This is a genomic window from Polaromonas sp. P1_F9 (assembly GCF_056405615.1).
In genome coordinates this window covers 87,067-110,027 of record NZ_JBFUBT010000005.1, presented here as the reverse complement: position 1 = coordinate 110,027, position 22,961 = coordinate 87,067, and the positions used below count along the sequence as shown (strand labels likewise).

Below are 22,961 nucleotides of genomic sequence, written 5' to 3'. Positions count from 1 at the left end.
CCGGAAAGTCGGGGCGGTGAAAAAGAAACGCTATGAAAAATATAGCTGCTGGCGAAAGTGGTGTATGGGCTAGAGGCTTGTTTGGTGCATAAATAACCGTAAAAAACCGGCTACATCTGCTCCCAGGGCAAGCCATCAAACCGCCAGCCCGAGAGCGTGGAGCGTTGGAACTGTTCGTCGAGCTCACCTTCAAAGCCGTGCACCACATGCTGCACATCAGAAAAACCGGCCGCTTCCAGTGCCTTGCCGGCGTCCAGCGTGCGCTTGCCGGATCGGCAAATCAGCAGCACCGGCTGCGCCTTGCCGGCAGCCTCACGCGCCACCGCATCGGCAAACTTTTGCGGGTCCGGCTGCAGGTCGGGGTATTCGTACCACGGCACGTTGACCACGCCTGGGGGGCGGCCGACGTACAGCGACTCGATCTCCATGCGCACGTCCACAAACAGCGCGTCAGGATGTGCCTGCAGCCAGGTCCAGGCTTCTTTGGGTTGAAAGTTTTTCATGTTCAGGACTGATAGTCTAAGGCCCCCACGCTCCCCCACTTCGTGTGGGTCGCTGCCCCCCGAGGGGGCCGCCCGCCTGCGGTCTGGCAAAGCCAGTCCCGCGGCTCATGCTGGGTTGAAGACCCCCATCGAAGGCTGACGATCCGGTGGCAAATGGGGTTGCCGTGTAGAAGCCTGCTGAAAAAGCGGCCAGACCTTAAAATCGGGGCATGAAGCCAATCATCTATACCCGCGGGCAGCAACTGCCGGCCATTCTGGAACAACGCATCGCCATTCTTGACGGCGCGATGGGCACCATGATCCAGCGCTTCAAGCTCAACGAGGCCCAGTACCGTGGCGAGCGCTTCAAGGACTTCCACAAGGACGTGAAGGGCAACAACGAGTTGCTGAGCCTGACGCGCCCCGACGTGATCCAGGACATCCATGAGGGCTACCTGGCTGCGGGCGCCGACATGATTGAAACCAATACCTTCGGCGCGACTACCGTGGCGCAGGCCGACTACGACATGGCCGGCCTGGCCGTCGAGATGAATTACGAGTCAGCCCGCATCGCCCGTGCCGCCTGCGACAAATTCTCAACGCCCGACAAGCCGCGTTTTGTCGTCGGCGCCCTCGGCCCCACGCCGAAGACGGCCAGCATCAGCCCCGACGTGAACGATCCGGGCGCGCGCAACACCAGTTTTGAGGAGTTGCGCAAGGCCTATTACGAACAGACGGAGGCACTGGTCAAGGGCGGCAGCGACGTGCTGCTGGTCGAAACCATCTTCGACACGCTCAACGCCAAGGCGGCGCTGTTTGCCATCGATGAGTATTTCGACAACTCCGGCGAGCGCCTGCCCCTGATCATCAGCGGCACCGTGACCGACGCTTCGGGCCGCATCCTGAGCGGGCAAACCGTGACGGCCTTCTGGCACAGCGTGCGCCATGCCGCACCACTGGCAGTCGGCCTCAACTGCGCACTGGGCGCCACCCTGATGCGCCCCTACATCCAGGAGCTGGCCCGCGTGGCGGGCGACACCTTCATCAGCTGCTACCCCAATGCCGGCCTGCCCAACCCCATGAGCGATACCGGCTTTGACGAAACGCCCGATGTGACGTCCCGCCTGCTGCGCGAGTTTGCCGAGGAAGGCCTTGTCAACATCGTGGGCGGTTGCTGCGGCACCACGCCGGATCACATAGGTGCCATCGCCCATGCGGTTGCGCCGGTTGCCAGCCGCTCCTTGCAGCGCGGCGCCTTCTACAAAGAGGCCGCCTGAGGGCAGCGCTGCCCGCATCACTTCCTGGTGATGCCCATCGGGCGGCTGAAAAAAGCCGCTTCCCGACCCGGATGTACGTGTAATCAATAAGTATGCATATGAAGTGCCATGCCGGCGATGCTCCGAAAAGTCATATTTCGCGGCTATAGTCAGGCCCCTTTGCCGAACCCTGTTTTCATTCTCCGGCGCTGCGCCCTGCAGCGTTGATGGTTCGGCAAAACAACGCAACACAACACAACCAAGGAAATCATGAAGGTGGGTTTATTCATCAAGGCCGCAGCGGCATTCACGTTGGCGATGACGGCTTTCGCAGGCCATGCGCAGCTGTCGCCGCAAAAACCGGTGACGATCGTCGTCCCCTATCCAGCCGGCGGCCCGCTGGACAACGCTGCGCGCATCCTCGCCGAGAAGCTGCGCCCCCTGCTCAAAACCGAAGTCACGGTTGACAACCGGCCGGGGTCCGGCGGAAACGTGGGTGCGGCCCTCGTCGCCAAGGCGCCTGCAGACGGCCATACGCTGGTGATGGGGGCGGTGGCCACCCATGCCATCAACCCGTGGCTCTACCCGAACATGCCCTACGACGCATTGAAGGACTTCACGCCCATCACCTTGGTGGCCCGTGTGCCGAACGTGCTGGTCATGAATGCGGAAACAGCCAGGCGGCTGAAAATCAAGGACACCAAGGACCTGATAGCGTATGCGCGCAAGAACCCCGGCCGGCTGAACTATGCCTCCGGCGGTAACGGCAGTGCCGGCCACCTCGCGGGCGAGCTGTTTAAAAGCCTGGCCAAGATCAGCGTGGTGCACCTGCCTTCCAGTGGCTCGGCCCAGGCGCAGGCTGGTCTGCTGTCCGGCCAGACCGACCTGATGTTCGACAACCTGGCCTCTGCCAGCGCCAACATCAAGTCGGGCAAGCTGGTCGCTTTTGGCGTGACCACCATCAACCGCTCCAGCAGCTTCACGGAAATTCCGACCATTAACGACGTGTTGCCCGGCTTTCACATCAGCACCTGGTTCGGCATCTTTGGCCCGGCCAACCTTCCCAAAGCCACGGCAGACCAGCTTCAGCGGGCATTCGCCGACGCGCTCAACACGCCCGATACCGCGGAAAAGTTTGCACGCATGAGCGCGACCCCCAGCCCCATGAGCTCTGCCGACTTTGCCTACATGGTGATGAAAGAGCACGCCGACTATGGACGCCTGATCAAGGTCGCCAAAATCAAGCTCGACTAAATCGAAAGGGCGGAAATGGCGCAAAGGGCGGCCAGCCTGGCGCTTTCCCGCTTTTCTGCCAGAGGGAAATCAGCCCGGCATAAGCCGGTCGATTTCCTGCTGCATGGCTTGCACCAGCTGGCTGTACATCTTGAGTTTTTCGCTGGTGTCGCGCAACCGTTCGGCGATGCGCAGCGAAACGGCAAACATCAGTTTGGCCGCAGTCACCGGTTGCTCTTCCCCCATTTTTTCAAGCGCTGCGCGCGACAGCACGGCGCAGCTCACGTCGCTGCTGGCAGTGCATGACGCCAGCCGCGCCTGGCCGTCGACCAGGCCCATCTCGCCGATCAGGCTGCCGGGCCCCAGCACCGTGATGGTGACCGGCGTGCGGCGGCTGACCACAATGCTTTCGACCGTGACTTCGCCCTCGAGCAGCAGCACCATATACCCGGTATCGCTCTTGTCGCCTTCGCGGATGAAGGTCGTTCCCTCGGAAATCCTGCGCGGCGTCATGTAGCTGACGACGGTGAAAGCCTCTTCGGGCGTGAGCTGCATCAGGGCGGTTGGTGCAATCAGCAGCCTGGCGGCGAGCTCGGCCGTGCTGGAGCCTTCAATGGCCCGCATGCGGTCTTTGGGACGCATGGACTCGGGCGCATCGGGCGTTCCCTTCTGTTTTCTGCCGAACAGGTTTTCAAACATGGTGGCTCCGGCTATCCCCTGGACTTTTGTTGGTATCTCTTGCCATTGGCGCAAAGATATGGCGCGGGCGGCGTTCAGCCCTTAAAATGATGGTAACCCAAGGAGCGTTGCAGCGAACACAAGCGTTCGTCAGGCTTGGGTTACAGGCGGCGGCTTCCGGCAGCCCCTGCAGCAACGACGCTCACCTTTGCCTCAAGGTGAGTCCGTGTCTGAAACTGAATCTTTACCCAATGTTCCCCCCATGAAGCTGTCCGGCCTGGAGCCGGTCGCCATCGGTGCGGGCACGCTGTTCGTCAATATTGGCGAACGCACCAACGTCACCGGCTCCAAGGCCTTCGCCCGCATGATCCTCAACGGTGAATACGAGCAGGCGCTGGCTGTGGCCCGCCAGCAGGTCGAAAACGGCGCGCAGATCATCGACATCAACATGGACGAAGCCATGCTCGACAGCCAGGCCGCCATGGTGCGTTTCCTGAACCTGATCGCCAGTGAGCCCGACATCGCGCGTGTGCCCATCATGATCGACAGCTCCAAGTGGAGCGTCATCGAAGCCGGCCTGCGCTGCATCCAGGGCAAGGGCATCGTCAACTCGATCTCGATGAAAGAGGGCCTGGAGCCCTTCAGGCAGCAGGCCAAACTGCTCAAGCGCTACGGTGCGGCGGCGGTGGTGATGGCTTTCGACGAAAAAGGCCAGGCCGACACCTACGAGCGCAAAGTCGAAATCTGCGAGCGCGCTTATCGTGTGCTGGTCGACGAGCTGGACTTCCCGCCCGAAGACATCATCTTCGACCCGAACATTTTCGCGATCGCCACCGGCATCGAAGAGCACAACAACTACGCGGTCGATTTCATCAACGCCACGCGCTGGATCAAGCAGAACCTGCCGGGTGCCAAGGTCTCTGGCGGTGTGTCCAACGTGTCCTTCAGCTTTCGCGGCAACGACCCGGTGCGTGAAGCCATCCACACCGTGTTCCTCTACCACGCGATCCAGGCGGGCATGGACATGGGCATCGTCAATGCCGGCATGGTCGGTGTGTACGACGACCTGGACCCCGTGCTGCGCGAGCGCGTCGAAGACGTGGTGCTCAACCGCACACCGGCCTACAAGCCCGGCGAGCCCGAACTCACGCCCAGCGAACGCCTGATTGAAGTCGCCGAAACCGCGAAAAGCGGCGCCAAGGACGACAGCAAGAAAAACGAGTGGCGTGCCCTGCCGGTGCGCCAGCGCCTGTCGCACGCGCTGGTCCATGGCATGAACGAGCACATCGTGACCGACACCGAAGAGGTCTACCAGGAGATCCTTGCGGAGGGCGGCCGGCCGCTGCACGTCATAGAAGGCCCGCTGATGGACGGCATGAACATCGTCGGCGACCTGTTCGGCCAGGGCAAGATGTTTTTGCCCCAGGTCGTGAAGAGCGCCCGTGTGATGAAGCAGGCCGTGGCGCATCTGTTGCCCTACATCGAAGCCGAAAAGTTGCTGCTCGAAGCCGCCGGCGGCGACGTCAAGACCAAAGGCAAGATCATCATCGCCACGGTCAAGGGTGATGTGCACGACATTGGCAAAAACATCGTGACGGTGGTTTTGCAGTGCAACAACTTTGAAGTCGTCAACATGGGCGTGATGGTGCCCTGCCATGAAATATTGGCGCGCGCCAAGGTTGAAGGCGCCGACATCGTCGGGCTGTCGGGCCTCATCACGCCCAGCCTGGAAGAAATGCAATATGTGGCGGCCGAGATGCAGAAGGACGATCACTTCCGCATCAAAAAAATCCCGCTGCTGATAGGCGGTGCCACCACCAGCCGCGTGCATACGGCCGTCAAGATCTCCCCGCACTACGAAGGCCCGGTGGTTTATGTGCCTGATGCGTCACGAAGCGTGAGCGTGGCGCAAAGCCTGCTCTCCGATCAGGCCGCCAGATACATCGAAGAGCTGTATACCGACTACGACAAGGTGCGCACCCAGCACGCCAACAAAAAGCAGGTGCCGATGTGGCCGCTGGCCAAAGCACGCGCCAATGCCACGTCGATGGACTGGGCCAACTACACACCGCCCGTGCCCAAGTTCATTGGCCGGCGCGTGTTCAAGAACTTCGACCTGTCGGAGCTGGCCCAGTACATCGACTGGGGACCCTTCTTCCAGACCTGGGATCTGGCGGGTGCGTTTCCGGCCATTTTGAAAGACGAGGTGGTGGGCACTGAGGCCGTGCGCGTGTATGCCGACGCGCAGCGCATGCTCAAGCGCCTGATCGAAGGCCGCTGGCTCACCGCCAACGGCGTGATGGCGCTGTACCCCGCCAACAGCGTAGGCGACGACGTCGAGATCTACACCGACGAGTCGCGCAGAGAAGTGGCCATGACCTGGTACGGCCTGCGCCAGCAAACCGAGAAAACCGCGATTGACGGTGTGATGCGCCCCAGCCGTTGCCTGGCTGACTTTGTTGCACCCAAGGTACTTGCTCCTGAATTGATAGCTGCTCGCGCTGGATCAGTGGGCGCCGCAGGCCAAAATCCCTCAAAAATTCCGGACTACATCGGTCTTTTTGCCGTCACGGCAGGCATTGGCGCCGAGAAAAAGGAAAAGTACTTTCTGGATGACCACGACGACTATTCGTCCATCATGCTCAAGGCGCTGGCTGACCGCCTGGCCGAAGCGTTTGCCGAAAGCCTGCACCAGCGCGTACGCAAGGATTTGTGGGGCTATGTGCCGGCCGAGTCGCTGGACGGCGACGCGTTGATCGCCGAAAAATACCAGGGTATACGCCCGGCGCCAGGCTATCCGGCCTGCCCGGACCACAGCGTCAAGAAAGAAATGTTCGAGTTGCTCAAGGCCGAAGAGGTCGGTATGGCGCTGACCGAAAGCCTGGCCATGACACCGGCGGCCAGTGTGAGCGGCTTTTACCTGAGCCACCCCGAGAGCACCTATTTCAATGTGGGCAAGATCGGCGACGACCAGCTGCAGGACTTGGCCAAGCGGCGCGGCCTCAAGGCCGAAGCGTTGCAGCGCCTGCTGGCGCCCAATCTCTGAAAGCCGGCTCACGGCCGGGCACAGGCCGTGAACGGTTCAGGGCCGCCGTTGCAATTCGCGTTTACGGCGACTTTGCCGGAAAATAACCTGCGTTTACATAAATACACAGCCGCCTGCCAAAGCGTGTTTACCTTCGCGGCATGGGAAACGTTGAACAACGACAGATGAAACCCCGTTGCGGGACCAATTGATTTCACAGAGGGAATTGCCATGAACACATCCACCGAAACACTCCAGCCGGGCCAGCAGGCTTCATCAGCCAGCAAGCCCTTGTGGGCCGCTGTCGGCATACTGGGAGTGGCCGTCCTGGCCATGGGCGGCACCATGATTTACCAGATGCGCAACCCGGTTACAGCGACCCCGGTGGCGCTTGCTGCACCGCAAGCCGCGCCGCAAGTGGCACCCCCTATGGCCGCGGCCAGCAATGCGGCGGACGACATGGCTGAAAAGCCGGTTGCCGCACCCGCCAAGCCCGCGCCCGTGCCGGCCAAAAAGGTGGTCAAGCCGACACCAAAACCGGCACCCGCCCCGAGTTATGCGGGCATTTCGCCCGCACCGGCTCCTTACCCTGCACCGGTTGCCGTGGCGCCGGCGCCTGTGTGCCATGTGTGCGGTGCGGTGGAATCGGTGACGCCGGTTGAGCGCTCCACCAAGCCGGCCGGTCCTGGCGTAGGTGCTGTGGCGGGTGGCGTGCTGGGAGCCGTGCTGGGTAACCAGGTCGGCCATGGGGGTGGGCGTACGGCAGCCACCATCCTGGGCGCGGTGGGTGGCGGTTTCGCCGGCAACGCCATCGAAGGGCATGTTCGCAAGGAAACGGTTTACCAGGTCGGCGTGCGCATGGAAGACGGTTCGCAACGCATGGTAGAAGTTGCCCGTGCTCCCAGCGTTGGCAGCCGTGTGACGGTGGAAGGGTCGACCTTGCGAACCCAGGATGGCGCCAGTTACGGCCCCAAACCGCCGCCGGCCCCCGTGGTCACGCAGCAGCAATCTCCCGACTACAGCAACCGCTGATCTAGTCAGAGACCGGAAGGCGCAAGCTTTAGCGCGCCTGCTTGTGCGGGGCTTGCCCCGGTGAGTCTTCCTTCTGATGCCGCGCGGGATTCCTTCGCGCGGCACGTCCCTTTTTATGCTTCGACGGTGCGATGCTTGGCGCTATGATGGCCCCGCCATCACAAGGAGGATCGCATGCGTCGTTTTTTTGTGGCCGTGCTGGTACTTGCCGGAAGTTTGCACGCCTTTGCGGCAGGACCCAAACCCGGACCAAACAACCTGGAATTTGCCGGTGCGCACGACCAGAACACGCCTGTACTGCTGAGCGCCGCCTCGCGCCCCGTGCCTTTTCGCGGCGCAGATGGGCGTGTGCACATCGACTACGAGCTGCAGGTCACCAATGCGCGAGCCGTGCCGGTCAAGCTGGTATCGCTGGAGGTATTGGATGCCGCTTCCGGCAAGGTGCTGACCACCGTCGCCGGGGCGGATGTTGCCGGCACTTTTTCGTTGCTGGACGGCGCGGGTGGTGACAGCATCGGCGCGGCGCAGGCCGGTTTGTTCTGGATTGACGTGGTGCTGGACGCCGGTCAGGCCATTCCGAAGGTCCTGTCGCACCGCGTGGTCACCGCCGGGCCCGAAATCAAGCTCACGGCAGCCGTCAAAACTGCCGGTGAGAGCAGCGTTCAGACCACGCAGACCGGTGGCAATGTTTCCGTCAGCACCCGGCCGGCTCCGCTGATCGGCCCGCCGCTTGAGGGGACCGGCTGGGTTGCATTCAATGGCTGCTGCAAAGAGGCGCCACACCGGCGTGCCGGTATCCCGGTGAACGGCGTTCTCTACGTCAGCCAGCGGTTTGCAATCGACTGGATCAAGATAGACGCTAACTCGCAGCAAAGCAACGGCGACAGCAACAAGAACGAAAACTGGCCGACCTATGGGCAAAAAGCGATTGCCGTGGCGGATGCCAAAGTGGTTTCCGTGCTCGACGGGCTGCCTGAGAGGGTGCCCAACGCCTTGCCGCCCGACACGACGATGCAAAACGTGACGGGCAACCATGTGATCCTGGACCTGGGGCGTGGTTACTACGCGTTTTATGCACATCTGCAGCCGGGCTCGCTGAAGGTGGGTGTGGGCGACCGGGTCAAGCGCGGCCAGGTACTGGCGCTGCTGGGAAATTCCGGCAACACCACGGCCCCGCATCTGCATTTCCATGTGTCGGATGGCATCGGCCCCTTGTCATCGCAGGGGGTGCCCTACGTGATCGACGCGTTTACGGCCAGGGGTGTTGCCACGGATGCGACCGAGCAGGGCAAAGTGCTGTGGACCGCGCTGCCGCAGCAGCAGGCCGTCCAGCGCGCCACCCTGCCCATGAATGGCTACGTGGTTGATTTCCCCTCTTTGAAGTGAAGCTTGGGCGCTGCGAGCCACACATTCCCTTGACGGATGGCACGGCCCCGGCTGCCAGCGTACCAACATGTTCAGACTTGCATTAACCCTTTTTGGCGGCGATGCGCTCGTAAAGCGCTGGAAGATCTTTCTGGTAGCGGGCCTGCTCGCGGTGTTGCTGGGTGTCGTGGTGTTGATAGACCTGGTCGACGGTGTGGCCGACATGGCAGGCTGGGTGTTCGGCGCCGTGCTGTTGCTGCAGGGCCTGGTTGAACTGGTGATAGGCACCACACACACACGTGCGCGGCGGCGCTTTGAAATGTTGCGCGGCGCGGCCATGGTGGTGTTTGCCTGTCTGCTGCTGGATTTCCCCTTGGACAATTCGATTGCTGCAGCCGTTCTTTTCGCCGCTGCTTTTACCTTCAACGGACTGGTCCGCATTGCGTCAAGTCTTTTAATCCGGTATCCAAACTGGCGCATCTCCAACATCATTGGTTGGGGTTATCTGGTCATGGCGATATTGCTGGTGACCGACTGGCCCCTGCCTTCCGCGATGAACGTGTCTTTTTGCACCGGCCTTGCACTCATGGCGGGCGGCTACGTCGTGATGCGCGGCGCCTGGCGCCTGCAACGCTTGCCGCCGGGGTCCCGGCTTGCGGCTATTGAGCTCTATAAAAGAAAAAGGGAGATGGGCACCAGTACGCCGCCATCCCCCCCGCCCGCAGGTGCCAGCATGCCCGGCGAGCAGATGGTGGTCCACATCTGGACCGCCGTGGATCAAAGCGAAGAGCGCATCCGCCTTCCGCTGGTCGACCGGTACATCGCGGCCCTCTCCCGCAAAGGCAGCGTTACTACCGGCCATGTCGCGCTGGAGTGCGGACCGCAGCTGTATATCAGCCACCATCCACGCGTGCGCCTGACCATCACGCAAAGCAACCTTGTCGACCAGGTGCGCGCCACACAAAGCAACGACCATCCGGGCATGTGGCTTCCCTCTTATGAGCAGGAAGCCGGTACGACACGCCCTTCAACTTTCCGCATCCGCTTTCGCCTGTTTAACCGCCGCCACCTGCAGTCGTTTTGGGATGCATATCGACAGGACGACACCTATAACCTGACGCACCGCAACTGCTCGGTGGTCGTGACCGAGGCTATCGACGCCGCGATGGAAGGTGTATTTGCCGACAAACCTTTCTGGCGAACCCTGCTGCGCCTGGCCTTTCACCCTGACATGTGGCTGGCCGGAAGCGTTCGGGTGCGTGCCGAATCGATCGCGTGGACACCAGGGCTGGCGCTGGATTATGCCGGCGCGATCCGGCGCATCACCCACCCGCATCAGGACTTGAGGGTGCACCTTGCGCGCTGGTGGAAGACGCGTCGGCCTCAAGGTCAGCGCGCAAAAAAAATCCCTTGAAAGCTCAGCGAGAAGGTTGACCTGCGCTGTGTGAAGGTCGCACTCCAGAAGTCCGGATTTAGTGCCGTTCCAGGGTCTAGCGACACCCATCTCAAAGGAAAAAGCATCAGGGCTGACGAACCTCAAAGGCGCAGCCCTTGCCGCAGGCAACCTGTCTGCGTTCGACAGCCGGTGCATGTACGGCGCGTGTCGCACGGGTGTTATTGGCCATTCCCGCTTGCGGGAGCTGCCTAGGCCGTAGTTACCGCCCTCTGTCCGTTGTAGGGATTCCGTTCACAAAAGCCGCAGTCATGCCTGGCTCAACGGCGGTTTCTTCAGGCATTTCCACCTGCTGCCAAAAATGTCCACTTGGTTTGCATCGGTACAACAAAAAATTACATAAAGAAACATATACAACTAATAGGGTCGTTAAAAAGTTCCATTTATGTCACTTCAAACTAACAAAGTAGTAAATTTAGTACTAGAAAAATCGCAACATAGTTAATCTTCGCACTGTTTGTTACCGGTACGTTGTCTGACATGAGACATGCCGGGTGAACGCTGTGCGTCCTCTGCCAGCGTTGACTCGGTGCTCCTGCGGACTGCTTACCGGCACGGTTCCCAAGCATTCAAAGAGTCGAACTGCCCACTATGTTGTCCTCGAAATTTCTGGCGAAAGCCGCTGCCGGCTCCTTGCTTCGTGCTGCGGCTCTCGGATTGGCCATTGGATTGATGCCCGTTGCGGCCCAAGCCTTGACGGCTTCGGTGACCGCGATCATTCCGGCGCAGGGAATGTATCCCGGCGAGACGGCAACCTTGCGAATTACCCTGTCCAACAGCGATCCGGTGCCCGCCACCAACGTGGACTTCAGCAACAGCTTGCCTGGTCTTCTGCCCAACGGCCTCAGCGTTGCGTCTGCGGCCATAAATGGTTGCGGTGGGGCTTTTACCGCCAACCCGGGAACGCAGGCGCTTGCCCTGGCTGGCGGCACCATACCCGCCGCCGCTGGCGGGATTGACGGCCAGTGCGTCATCGACATTCCGGTCACGGTCGGCACCTCGACGGGTAACGCAACCTCCTACGCGTACCAAATCCTCAATGGTGCGGTGACCAGCAGCGGCGGCAGCAACGTTGGAGACGTGTCGCAGACCTTTACGGTGCGGGCGCTGCAGCAACCGCAAATTTCGAAAGCATTCACCAGCTCGACGCTGGTGCTCGGCGGCGCTTCGACGCCTCTGACCATCACGCTGGTCAACCCGAACCCGGTGGCAATTTCCGGGTTCAGCATCACCGATAACTTTCCCCAGCTCGGTGGCAGCGCCATCATGAAGGTCGCGGCAGCGTCCGGCGCGAATGCAACGTGCACCAGCGGCCCGGCACCGGCCTTCAATCCCGCACCGGCAGCGGGCGCAACCAGTGTGACCGGCACCGGAGATCTGCCGGCGAACGGGAGTTGTACCTTCGTTGTGAACGTGGAGGCGAACCAGACCAACGGCCAGTTCTCGACCGGTGCCCAGAACAACATCATCAACCGGAGCACCGACTTCACCAATGTGCTTGGACTGCCCGCCCAGGCCAATGCGCAGGCCAGCGTGACGGTTCGGTCTCCGCTCGGGGTGTCCAAGGGCTTTACGCCCAGCACCTCCCTTTCAAGCGGTGCCTCGGGCTTTCTTACCCTTACCTTGAGCAATAGCGGCAATACGCCACTGACTGTCACCACCTTTGATGACACGCCGATCGACGGGATCGGTGGCGTCGACCCGACAAAAGGGTTGAACGTCACATCGGCGGTGACCAGCTGTGCGGGCGGCGCCGCTGCCGCGATCAATAGCAACAAAGGCGTCAGGTTGACCGGCGGGACCATTCCCGCCAATGGCAGCTGCACGGTGACGGTGAACTTCACCGCGGCTGTTCAGGCGAACGGCGTGCCAGTGACCTACACGAACAGCATTCCCCAAGGCGCCGTGGATGTGGGCGACCCCGCCATCAAGAGCCAGGCGGTATCGGCCACCATCCTGGTTGCCGACGACCTCCGTGTTCTCAAATCGGTACAACCCACGGCACCCGTGGCGCCGGGCAACCCGATCCAGTACCAGATCACCGTGCAAAACTTCGGCGCCGGCGCGATCAACACCGTATCGGTGACGGACAACCTCACCAACGGCCAGACATTCCTCACCGGCACGATCAACGGCTTCAACTACACGCCGACTGTCAGTGCGGGCTGCGGCAACGTCAGCTCCGCAAGTGCACTGGGCAGCAATGCGCCGGTCTTTACCATCGACACCGTCCCGGCCCGCACCAGTGTCAGCGTACCGGGTGCCTGCACCATCACCATGTGGGCGATGGCCTCCACTGTTGCGGTGGCCACCTCGAACAACATCATCGCTGCCGGCGGCGTCTGCTACAACGGCGGCGCCACTTGCAACGGAGGTGCTTCCAATTCCACCAGCGTAGGCACCAACCCGCCCGTGCTCGCAGCAACGAAGGCGTTTGCCCAGTCCTCTCCCGGCGCCAGCACGTTTGCCGAGGGAACCATTGTCCGCATGACCATCACGCTGACGAACAAGTCGGCGAATCCGCTGACCAGCGTTGCGGTTTCGGATACTCTGCAATTGGCAACCAGCGGCGGGGGGCAGCTTCGCATCGCCAGTCCGGCCAACGCGGCAAGCACCTGCGGCGCCCCTGCCATCACGGCGGTTGCCGGCTCCACTTCGATCGGCATCACTGGCGGCACCGTTCCGGCTCGCGCCAACAACGGCACGGGTGCGGACGGCAGCTGTACCTTGCAGGTGGATGTCGTAGGACCGGCCGGCGTCTATAACAACACCGCGACGGTCGACGGCACCGAAACCTACGGAAACGGCACGACACACACACTGGGTACGGTATCAACCAACACCCCCCAGCTGACCTACACCTCCGCGCTGACCGCGAACAAGAGCTTCAATCCACCCAGCGTGTCCTCGGGCGGCAAATCAACGGTCACGGTTCAGCTCCTGAATTCGAGCGCGCTCGCGCTGACAAACGTCAGTGTGACCGATCCGCTCCCGGCGGGCATGGTGCTGGCCACTCCGCCCAATGCGCAGACGACCTGCGCGGGAAGCACGTCCATCACGGCTGTTGCAGGGGCAGGCAGCGCAACGTTGACGGGCGCCAATGTGGCGGGTGGCGGAAACTGCGCTTTCCTGTTTGATGTGGTGGCAACAGGTGCCGCGAACTGGGTCAACAGCATCCCTCCCAGCGGCATCCTCGCGGACGGCGGCGTGCGTAATGTCACCGCCGTTGTCGGCACGCTGCTTTTCAATGCTCCTACTGGCTTGGCCATCAGCAAAACGACTTCCATCAGTTCCCTGGCTTTCCCCGGCCAGGTGAGCCGGCTGACGATCAACATATCCAACGGGTCCCAGGCGGTTACCAACCTGGATATCACCGACTACTTCACGGTCGGCGGTGTTGCAGGCGGCACCAACAATGGGTGGGTGGTGACACCTACCCCGGCAACCGCAACGACGTGCCCGGCCGGGGTTGTGACCGCTGCAGCGGGCGCGCGATCAGTCCGTCTGTCAGGGGCAAACCTGGCTGCAAACGCGACGTGCCAGGTATCGGTCAACGTGACGTCTGCCGTGACCGGCGGAAACACGAACACCATTCCGCCCGGCGCCATCATCACCGACCAGAACCTGACCAATGCCAACCCGGCAACGACCAGCCTGGCGATCAGCACGAACATTGGCATCGTCAAGCAGTTCACGCCCAATGTGGTCAAACCGGGTACCCGGTCCCGCTTGCGCATCACTTTCTATAACCCGCTTTCACAGCCCGTCAGCAACCTCGCGGTGACCGACACCCTGCCAGCCGGTGTGACCGTTCCCAGTGGTGCGAATCCCACGACAACATGCCAGGGTGCGACGGTTTCGTCGACGGCCAATACGGTACAGCTCTCCGGCGGCATCATCGCGGCTGCGGTCGGCAATACACCGGCGAGCTGCCAGGCGGAAATTGATGTCTTCGTGGCAGCGCAGGGCGACTATGTCAACACCATTCCAGCCAACGCACTAACGGCAACCGCGGGCGGCAATGCCCTGGCGAACACCCAGCCTACGAGCGATACGCTACGCGCGAGGTCACCAGTTGTGGTGCACAAGGCTTTCAGCGCCCGCACCCTGGACGCAGGCAATCCTGTGGGGTTCACGACCGGGTCCGACACCAGGGCGCCTGGCGCGGTGTCGGTGATGACGATTCGTTTTGACAATCCCAACAACACACAGCTCAACGGCATGGTCTTGACGGACGCATTGCCCGCCGGACTTGTCGTCGCGCCCACGCCGACGGCAGCCACGACTTGCGCAGGAGGCACCGTCGTTGCAGCAGCGTCCGCAACCAGCGTTCGCCTGACCGGGGCAACACTCGCAGCCAATGGGTTCTGCACCGTCACGGTGAATGTTCTGAGCAACATTTCCGGGGTGTACACCAACACGATTCCCGGCGGCAGCATTGCCACCACGGAAGGTGTGAGCAACGAGGAGCCCACCAGCGCACAGCTGATCACGTCAACACCGCCGACCGTAGGCAAGCAATTCGCTCCCGCGGTGATTCCGCCGAACGGCGTCTCGCGCTTGAGCATCGTCATTGGCAACACGAATGCCGCAGCAATGACCTTGAGCGCGGACTTCGACGACATCCTGCCAACGGCACCTGGCCAGATCCGCTTGACGGCAGCTCCGGGCATGACGACCTCCTGCGGTGGCACTGTCGTGGCTGCAGCCAACGCCACCAGCGTGAGGCTCAATAGCGGCGGCACCATCCCCGCGGGCGGTTGCACGATTGATGTCAATGTGACGGGGCTGACGGCGGGTGTACACACCAACAACATTCCGGCCGGTGCCTTGCAGACCAATCTGGGCAACAACCAGGCGCCTGCCAATGCGACGCTGACGATCAGCACCCTTGGCTACATCTCCGGCAAGGTTTTCAGGGACAACAACGTCACGCCCAACGGCACCTTTCAGAACGGCACCGACACGGGGATCGCTGGGGTCGGCATTGAACTGCGCAGCGGCGCAAGCTGCGGTGGCGCACTGCTGACTACAGGAACCACCGATGCGCTCGGCAACTACCTGTTCTCCTCACTGGCTGCCGGCAGCTACTCCGTTTGCCAGCCAGCGCAGCCCGCGGCAACCACCAACGGCATCACGACCGCCGGCCCCATCAGTGGCATCAATGGCAGCACGGGTTCAGCCGGTGCGGCATCCAACCCCACGGCTACCACCAGCCAGATCACCAACGTGGTTCTCAATGGTGACGGCGGAGCCGCCGAAATTTCGGGCTCCGCCAACAACAACTTTGCCGAAGTCGTTCCTTCGACCATTTCGGGCAAGGTGTTCAAGGACCTGAACAACAACGGCGCGCAGGACGGCGCGGACGATCCGCTCGCAGGCGTCACCGTCGAGCTCAGGGACGCAGGCAATGCGCTGGTCGCGACCGCGGTCACCGATGCGGCGGGCAACTATTCGTTCGGCAATCTTTTGCCTGGAACTTACAGCGTGGTGGAGCCCGCACAACCCGCCGGCACCTCTAACGGCATTACCACCGCGGGCACTGTTCCGAATGGCGGAACACCTGGAACGGCGACCACACCGGCCGTCACCCCGAGCCGGATCAGCAGCATCGTGCTGCCGCCTAACACGACTTCAACGGGCAACAATTTCGCCGAGGTGGCCAATGGCGGCACGATTTCCGGCAGGGTCTTCCTGGACTATGACAACAGCGGCCTGATGAATGGAAGCGATCACGGTATCGGCGGACAGACGATCAATCTGACGGGCACCGACATCAATGGGCTCGCTGTCTCCAGGTCAACGGTCACGCTGGCCGACGGTACCTATAGCTTTACGGGGCTCGCGCAGGGGACCTATACCGTGACGCAGCTGTTGCCCCAGGCGACGGGTACGACCAATGGCCAGACCATTGCCGGTAGCACGGGTGGAACGGCGACCTTGCCGGCCAATCCGGTGTCCTCGATCTCGAACATTCCGCTTGCCACTGCGAATGCCGTGTCGGCTGACAACAACTTTGCTGAAATTCCGCGCAATGCGCCTGACCTTGCGATCGTCAAAACGCACGCGCCGGTCAGTTTTGCCCAAGGGTCCAGCACAGGCTTTTACACCATCACCGTTTCCAATGTCGGTGCAGCAGCAACGTCCGGCACCGTGACGATGGTCGACACCTTGCCTGTGGGCATGACGGTGGCTGCCGTCAATGGCGGCGCAACCTGGTCCTGTTCCAACACCGCAACCACCGTCACCTGCAACACCAACAGCGTGATCGCCTCCGGCTCCACAGCGCCCGTCATCACGGTACGTGTTGCGGTGGCCGCCGGTTTGTCCGGACAGGTCCTGGTGAACACGGCGGTGATCTCCGGCGGCAATGAGCCCAGCGGCTTCTCCGGCAACAACACGGCAACCGACCCCACGGCGATCTCCGACGTGGCGGCGGTGCAAGGCAGCGTGTGGCGCGACCTCAACCATGACCGTATCAAGGACCCAGGTGAACCATTGGTCCCGGGCTGGATCGTCGAGCTGACTCTCGGCGGCGTGGTGGTGGGTACCACCACCTCCGACGCAAACGGCGCTTACAGCTTTTCCAGTGTGGCGCCGGGCTCGGGTTACCAGATCCGCTTCCGCGAACCCACGAGCGGCCGCATCTATGGACGACCGGTGCCCAATGAGACAGGGCTGCCCTATACCAACGGACAGGTGAATTCGACCTCCAACCCGGCCGGTGCGAACAATACCGACGGAACGTTAAGAGGCCTCACGCTCACCGCTGGCACCACGACCTTGGCCCAGAGCCTGCCGCTCGATCCAAGTGGTGTGATCTATGACGCAGTCAGCCGCCAGCCTGTGCCCAATGCCATCGTCACACTCTCGGCCCCAGGCCTCACTGCAGCCGATGTGATTGGCGGCAGCCTGACGCAGACGACGGGCGCTGATGGTTCTTACCAGTTCCTGTTGCTGGGCGGTGCTCCAGCAGGCGCGACCTTGTACACACTGACGGTGACTTCGCCACCGGGTTACCTGCCCGGTCCGTCGGCGATTATTCCAGCCTGTACCGCGACCCTGGGCGTGGGCCTGGCGCCTCCGAGCCCAGATCCGGCATTGGTGCAGAACAGCAACTTCGCACCCACAGCGGGCGTGCCGCTGCACAACCCCGCGGCTTGCCCCAGCAACACCCTGGCCCTTGCGGGCGGTGCGGCCACGACCCAGTACTTCTACACGTTCACTTTTGCCGCAGTACCAGGCTCGGCCAACGTGTTGAACAACCATATCCCGCTGGACCCGGTGTTGGGCGGCGCGATTGTGATGACAAAGAGCACGCCGCTGGTCAATGTGGTCCGCGGTGACCTGGTACCGTACAACATCACGGCGACCAACACGCTGAATGCGGTGCTCGGCAACATCAACATCGTGGATGTGATTCCGGCGGGCTTCAGGTATCGCACCGGCTCGGCATCGCTCAACGGCGTGGCACTTGAGCCCACAGTGAGCGGACGCAACCTCACCTGGGCCGGCCAGACGTTTACCGCGGGTGAGCGCAAAACACTGCGCATGCTGCTGGTGGTCGGCAGCGGTGTGTCGGAAGGTACTTACGTGAACCAGGTCGCAGCCCGCAATGCACTGGTCAACGCCCAGGTGTCCAACACCGCCACAGCGACGGTGCGTGTGGTCCCCGATCCCACCTTCGATTGCTCCGACATCATCGGCAAGGTCTTTGACGACAAGAACGCCAACGGCTACCAGGACGAGGGTGAGCCGGGCATCGCGAATGTCCGCATTGCAACGGCGCGCGGGTTGCTGGTTACCAGCGACCATGATGGACGCTTCCACGTGGCTTGCGCGGCAATCCCGAACGCTGACCGCGGTTCCAACTTCGTGATGAAGGTGGACGAAAGAACCCTGCCCTCGGGTTACCGGTTGACCACGGAGAACCCTCGCGATGTTCGGGTTACTCGCGGCAAGATGGTGAAGCTCAATTTCGGCGCAACGGTACACCGTGTAGTCCGGCTCGAGCTCTCCGGCGCGGCGTTCCTGAACGACGGCACGGAGTTGCAGCCCGCGTACCTTGCGACGCTGGAAAAGCTGCCTACGCAACTGGTCGGACGCCCATCCATCCTGCGCATTGCCTATCGCCGCAGCGCCGAGGCGCCAGGGCTTGCGGAAAAACGCGTGTCGGCGATCAGCGACCGGATACAGGCCTTGTGGAAGGAAAGACGAAAGAAGGAGAGCGCGGAAACAGACAGTGAACCCCTCCATCCCTTGATGATTGAAACCGAGCTGGAGTCGGCGAAATGAATTTCCGTACACACACTATTGCGGTAGCCGTCAGCATCCTTTGTGCAGGGTCTTCTGTCTGGGCCGCTACCGAGGTCAGCGGCAAGCGAATTGACAATGGCCGCATCGACCTATTTTCGGTGCCGCCGCCTGCGGAGGTGCAGCCGGCCATCAACTACCCGTTGCCTTCGGGCGTGACGCGGGAAGAGGCGGCAGGCATGCGCAGCCGCGCCGCGCAGGTGCCGCAGAGCGTGGCCTCCGTCAGCAAGGCGCTGGAAGAAGCCAGTGGCCTGAGCCTTTTTGTGTCGGGCAAGGCCGAGTTGCTGCCCGCCGCAAAAGCATCCATTGAGGCGCTGGCCACCGAGATACGCGCCAAGGGGGCGTCGTCTCCCGGCATGCGCATTGCCGTTGTCGGGCACACAGACAACCAGCGATTGGCGCCGGAGACAAAGCGGATATTCAAGGACAACCAGGGGCTTTCCGAGGCCCGCGCCCTGGCCGTTGCGGCCTATCTCAAACAACAGCTGAACAATCCCGCCATCACCTATTCAATCGAGGGTGCAGGCGAGAACAAACCGTTGGCATCGAACGCAACGCCCGAAGGGATGGCCCGCAATCGCCGCGTCGAGCTGCGCGTGTGGTTCGAGGCCGCAGCGCCGGCAACCGCTCCTGTTCCGCTGGCGGCCGCCAAGCCCTGCACGCCACAGGCCGTGGGGCAGTCCGCCGTGCCGTTTCGCATCACGATTGATGGCGAGCCGATCAATGCCTCCGAGATTCCCAATGAGGCAGATGGCCAGCGGTGCGCTGACGTCGCGCTCGAGAAGGCTGATATCCAGGTGCGTTATGACAGCCTGGCCATTGCGCCGGTGATGAATGCCTGGGCCACACCCAATGCCGTCGTCAAGGGGGAGGTGGTGGAGTTCCGGGCCTGGTCGAACTACATTCCCTGGATCAAAAAGGCCGAGCTGCGGCTTTTCCGTGCGGGGCAGAAAACACAGGAGCAGCCCTTTGAGGTCGTGCCCATCACATGGTCAGGCGCGCTCAACTGGACCGTTCCGGCCAATACGGCAGGCGACCAGCTGTTCTACCTCCTGCGTGTCTATGACGCCCAGGGGCGTTTCGACGAGACCAGCCTGAAATCCCTGAACCTTCTGGCGCGCGCCATGCCGGTCAATGAAGATGCGGAGAAGCTGGAGCGCGAACGGCTGACAGGCTATGGCGAAAACAGCCTGGCGCTACGCAATATTCCGGTGACCGGCGGCACCGTCACGGTCAACGGCACCAATCTCAAGCCGGGCCAACGTATCGAAGCGCTGGGGCTGGAACTGCCGATCGATGCGCAGGGCAAGTTCGCCATGAAGCAAATCATGCCGGCGGGCCCGCAGTCTGTAGAGGTGACGCTGAAAGAGTCGGACGGGCGCGCAAGCACCTTCCGCCGCAACCTCAACATCGCCGCGGATGACTGGTTTTACCTGGCACTGGGGGATTTGACGGTCGGGAAAAACAATGTCTCCGGGCCCGCCAAACTGGTGACCGGGGACTTAAGTCACTATGAAGACAAGGTGTATGTTGATGGCCGTGCCGCTTTTTACCTCAAGGGGAAAATCAAGGGCGAATGGCTGCTGACGGCTTCGGCCGATACCCGGGAAGGTCCCATCGAGGACCTGTTTTCCAACTTCTCCAGCAAGGATCCCAAGTACCTTCTGCGCAGCATTGACCCCAACCTTTACTACCCCGTTTACGGTGATGACAGTACGACGGTGGACGACGCGCCAACGCAGGGCAAGTTTTTTGTCAAACTGCAAAAAGGCGACTCGCACGTCATGTGGGGTAACTTCCAGACCTCGTGGAGCGGGACGGAGCTGATGCAGTACTCGCGCGGCCTGTATGGCGCGCAGGTGCGCTACCGCTCTGAAGATGCCACGACCTATGGCGAAAAACAGACCCAGATCGATGCCTTTGCCGCTGATCCGGGAACGCTGGCTTCGCGCGAGGAATTTCGCGGCACGGGAGGCTCGCTCTACTATCTGCGCCACCTCGACATCACACAGGGCTCGGAGCGCGTCTGGATCGAGGTCCGCGACAAGGACTCCGGCATGGTGATTGAACGCCGCGAACTCGCGCCCACGCAGGATTACGAGATCAACTACCTACAAGGCCGTATCCTGTTGCAGTCGCCGTTGTCCGCGACCGGCGCCGGCGCCGGCCTGATCATGGCGTCTGCGGTAGGCGGCCAGCCGGTCTACCTCGTGACGACATACGAGTTTGCGCCCGGCGTCACGGCCATCAACAACCTGTCGACCGGCATTCGCGCGAGCCAATGGCTGAACGACCATGTACAGCTGGGCGCCAGCAGCTACCACCAGGGCGAAACAGGCTCCAGCCAGACGCTCAAGGGGATCGACGGGACGCTGCGCTACAAGCCCGGCACCTGGCTGAAGTTTGAGGCAGCACGTTCCAAGGGGCCGGGCAATGGCGCCCAAACCTCTCTTGATGGCGGCTTTGGATTTAACACGCTGAACAACGGCGGCATCCAGTCGGCCGGGGCAGAACGTCTGGAAGGCTCGGTGGATCTCGCCGAAGTCACCGACAGCATGAAGGGGAAGATCACCTCTTATGTCCAGAACCGTGACCGCGGTTATTCGGCCCCGGGGCAGATCGGCATAGGCGGCGAGGCGGTCCGGCAGGCCGGTGCTGCCGCCGATGTGGAGCTGGCTCCGGGCACGCGCGTGCTGGTCAAGGCAGACAAGCGCGACGGCGATCTGCAGAATAACCAGAACGCCGAGCTTGCGGTGCGGCAGGCGCTGAACAGCGAATGGGAAGTCGCTGTCGGGGTCCGTGCGGACGATCGTTCCAATGTCACGCCGAATGCCAGCCCTTTGCTTTCCCAGACTGGATCGCGTACGGACGCCCAGGTGCGGGCGGATTACCGGCCTGATCGCGCGGATGGAAAACCCGGGGAAAAAGAAAACTGGGAAGCTTACGGTTACGTTCAGGGCACGCTGGAGCGTGACGATACGCGCGACCCCAACAACCGCGTCGGCCTGGGTGGCGCATTGCAAGTCAGCGAACGAGTGAAGCTCAGCGGCGAAGCGTCCGGCGGCAGCATGGGCGCCGGCGGCAAGCTGGGCGCCGACTACCGCATCTCCGACCGGAGCAATGCCTATCTGGCGTACACGATGGAAACAGAAAGCCCGGATGTCGCGTGGCGCGGCCGCCAAGGGACGCTGGTCTCTGGTGCAAGCACACAGGTATCGGATCAATTGCGGGTGTTCGGCGAGGGACGAGCCGTCAATGGGGCCGGCCCGCAAAGCCTGACGCAAGCCTTTGGCATGGACTGGTCGCCCAATGACCGCTGGAACTGGGGCGCCAAGGTCGAGTTCGGAACCGTGTCTGACCCGTTGGCCGGTGACCTGAAGCGCCGTGCGCTCGGTGGCTCTGTCGGCTACAAAAAGGACAGCCTGAAATACGGCGGTAATCTTGAGTGGCGCAACGACCGGAGCAATGTTTCCGGCGAACGTACCACCTGGTTGATGCGCAATACCATGGGCCTGCAGGTGGACCCTGCCTGGCGCGTGCTGGGCAAGCTCAATGTCTCGCGCTCAAGCAACAGCCAGGGGGCCTTTGTCGACGGCAACTACCATGAGTTTGTCTTGGGCAGTGCCTACCGGCCGGTTGACAACGACCGCTGGAACACCCTGTTCAAGTACACCAACCTGCACAACGTACCGACTGCGGGCCAACTGACCCCTTCGGGCCAGACGGCCGATTATGCGCAGCGCAGCCAGGTGTTTTCCGTCGACACGATTTACGACGTGAAGCCGTGGCTTTCCGTCGGCGCTAAATACGCGTTCCGCGTCGGCGAGCTGAAAATGCCGGTTGCCGGCGGGGAGTGGTTCTCCAGCCGTGCTGATCTTCTGATCTTCCGGGCGGATCTTCATTTGGTTAAAGAATGGGACGCCCTGATCGAATGGCGCAAGCTGCGCGCCACGGAGGCGCAGGATGCGAAGGCCGGCATGCTCCTTGGTGTCTACCGCCACCTTGGCAAGGGGGTGAAGGTCGGCGTGGGGTACAACTTCACCAAATATTCGGATGACCTGACCGACCTGTCTTACCGCAGCCGGGGCTGGTTCCTGAATGTGCTTGCCACCTATTGAGTGTTT

Annotated in this window: 10 protein-coding genes and 1 riboswitch; of the genes, 8 read left to right on the top strand and 2 right to left on the bottom strand. The window is 62.0% G+C overall.

The window, feature by feature from the left end; all coding sequences use genetic code 11:
• Positions 1-110: 110 nt before the first annotated feature.
• A complete protein-coding gene (locus tag AC1DYR_RS16265) occupies positions 111-503 on the bottom strand; it encodes a rhodanese-like domain-containing protein (RefSeq protein WP_457281761.1) in 393 nt (130 codons plus the stop codon).
• A gap of 209 nt (positions 504-712) precedes the next feature.
• On the opposite strand from AC1DYR_RS16265, the gene AC1DYR_RS16260 reads away from it, so the two are divergent.
• Both AC1DYR_RS16260 and AC1DYR_RS16255 read left to right on the top strand, forming a co-directional pair.
• The gene (locus tag AC1DYR_RS16260) at positions 713-1,759 is read left to right on the top strand and encodes a homocysteine S-methyltransferase family protein (protein ID WP_477687712.1); all 1,047 of its coding nucleotides are present in this window, start codon (positions 713-715) and stop codon (positions 1,757-1,759) included.
• Positions 1,760-2,008: 249 nt separating this feature from the next.
• Positions 2,009-2,992, top strand: a complete 984-nt coding sequence (locus AC1DYR_RS16255; protein WP_457281759.1) for a Bug family tripartite tricarboxylate transporter substrate binding protein — start codon at positions 2,009-2,011, stop codon at positions 2,990-2,992.
• Between the two features lie 69 nt (positions 2,993-3,061).
• On the opposite strand, the gene AC1DYR_RS16250 is transcribed toward AC1DYR_RS16255, so the two are convergent.
• Positions 3,062-3,670 (bottom strand): Crp/Fnr family transcriptional regulator, encoded by a 609-nt coding sequence (locus tag AC1DYR_RS16250; protein WP_477670305.1) that lies wholly within the window; start codon positions 3,668-3,670, stop codon positions 3,062-3,064.
• Between the two features lie 93 nt (positions 3,671-3,763).
• A riboswitch (S-adenosyl-L-homocysteine riboswitch) is annotated at positions 3,764-3,860 on the top strand.
• Positions 3,861-3,875: 15 nt separating this feature from the next.
• Between AC1DYR_RS16250 and metH the strand changes: the two genes are divergently transcribed.
• From metH to AC1DYR_RS16220, 6 genes are all read left to right on the top strand, one after another.
• Positions 3,876-6,695, top strand: a complete 2,820-nt coding sequence (gene metH, locus AC1DYR_RS16245; protein WP_477706016.1) for a methionine synthase — start codon at positions 3,876-3,878, stop codon at positions 6,693-6,695.
• 210 nt (positions 6,696-6,905) lie between these two features.
• Positions 6,906-7,706, top strand: coding sequence for a glycine zipper 2TM domain-containing protein (locus AC1DYR_RS16240; RefSeq protein WP_477706015.1), 801 nt, complete (start codon positions 6,906-6,908; stop codon positions 7,704-7,706).
• A 174-nt stretch (positions 7,707-7,880) separates the two neighbouring features.
• Positions 7,881-9,092 (top strand): M23 family metallopeptidase, encoded by a 1,212-nt coding sequence (locus AC1DYR_RS16235; protein WP_477706014.1) that lies wholly within the window; start codon positions 7,881-7,883, stop codon positions 9,090-9,092.
• Positions 9,093-9,159: 67 nt separating this feature from the next.
• A complete protein-coding gene (locus AC1DYR_RS16230; RefSeq protein WP_477706013.1) occupies positions 9,160-10,485 on the top strand; it encodes a DUF308 domain-containing protein in 1,326 nt (441 codons plus the stop codon).
• 630 nt (positions 10,486-11,115) lie between these two features.
• Positions 11,116-18,819 carry a DUF7933 domain-containing protein gene (locus tag AC1DYR_RS16225; RefSeq protein ID WP_477706012.1) on the top strand — a complete coding sequence of 2,568 codons (7,704 nt, stop codon included), beginning with the start codon at positions 11,116-11,118 and terminating at the stop codon, positions 18,817-18,819.
• The gene (locus tag AC1DYR_RS16220) at positions 18,816-22,955 is read left to right on the top strand and encodes an OmpA family protein (RefSeq protein WP_477706011.1); all 4,140 of its coding nucleotides are present in this window, start codon (positions 18,816-18,818) and stop codon (positions 22,953-22,955) included. Before AC1DYR_RS16225 ends, AC1DYR_RS16220 begins: the two co-directional genes overlap by 4 nt.
• The last annotated feature ends 6 nt before the right edge of the window (positions 22,956-22,961 follow it).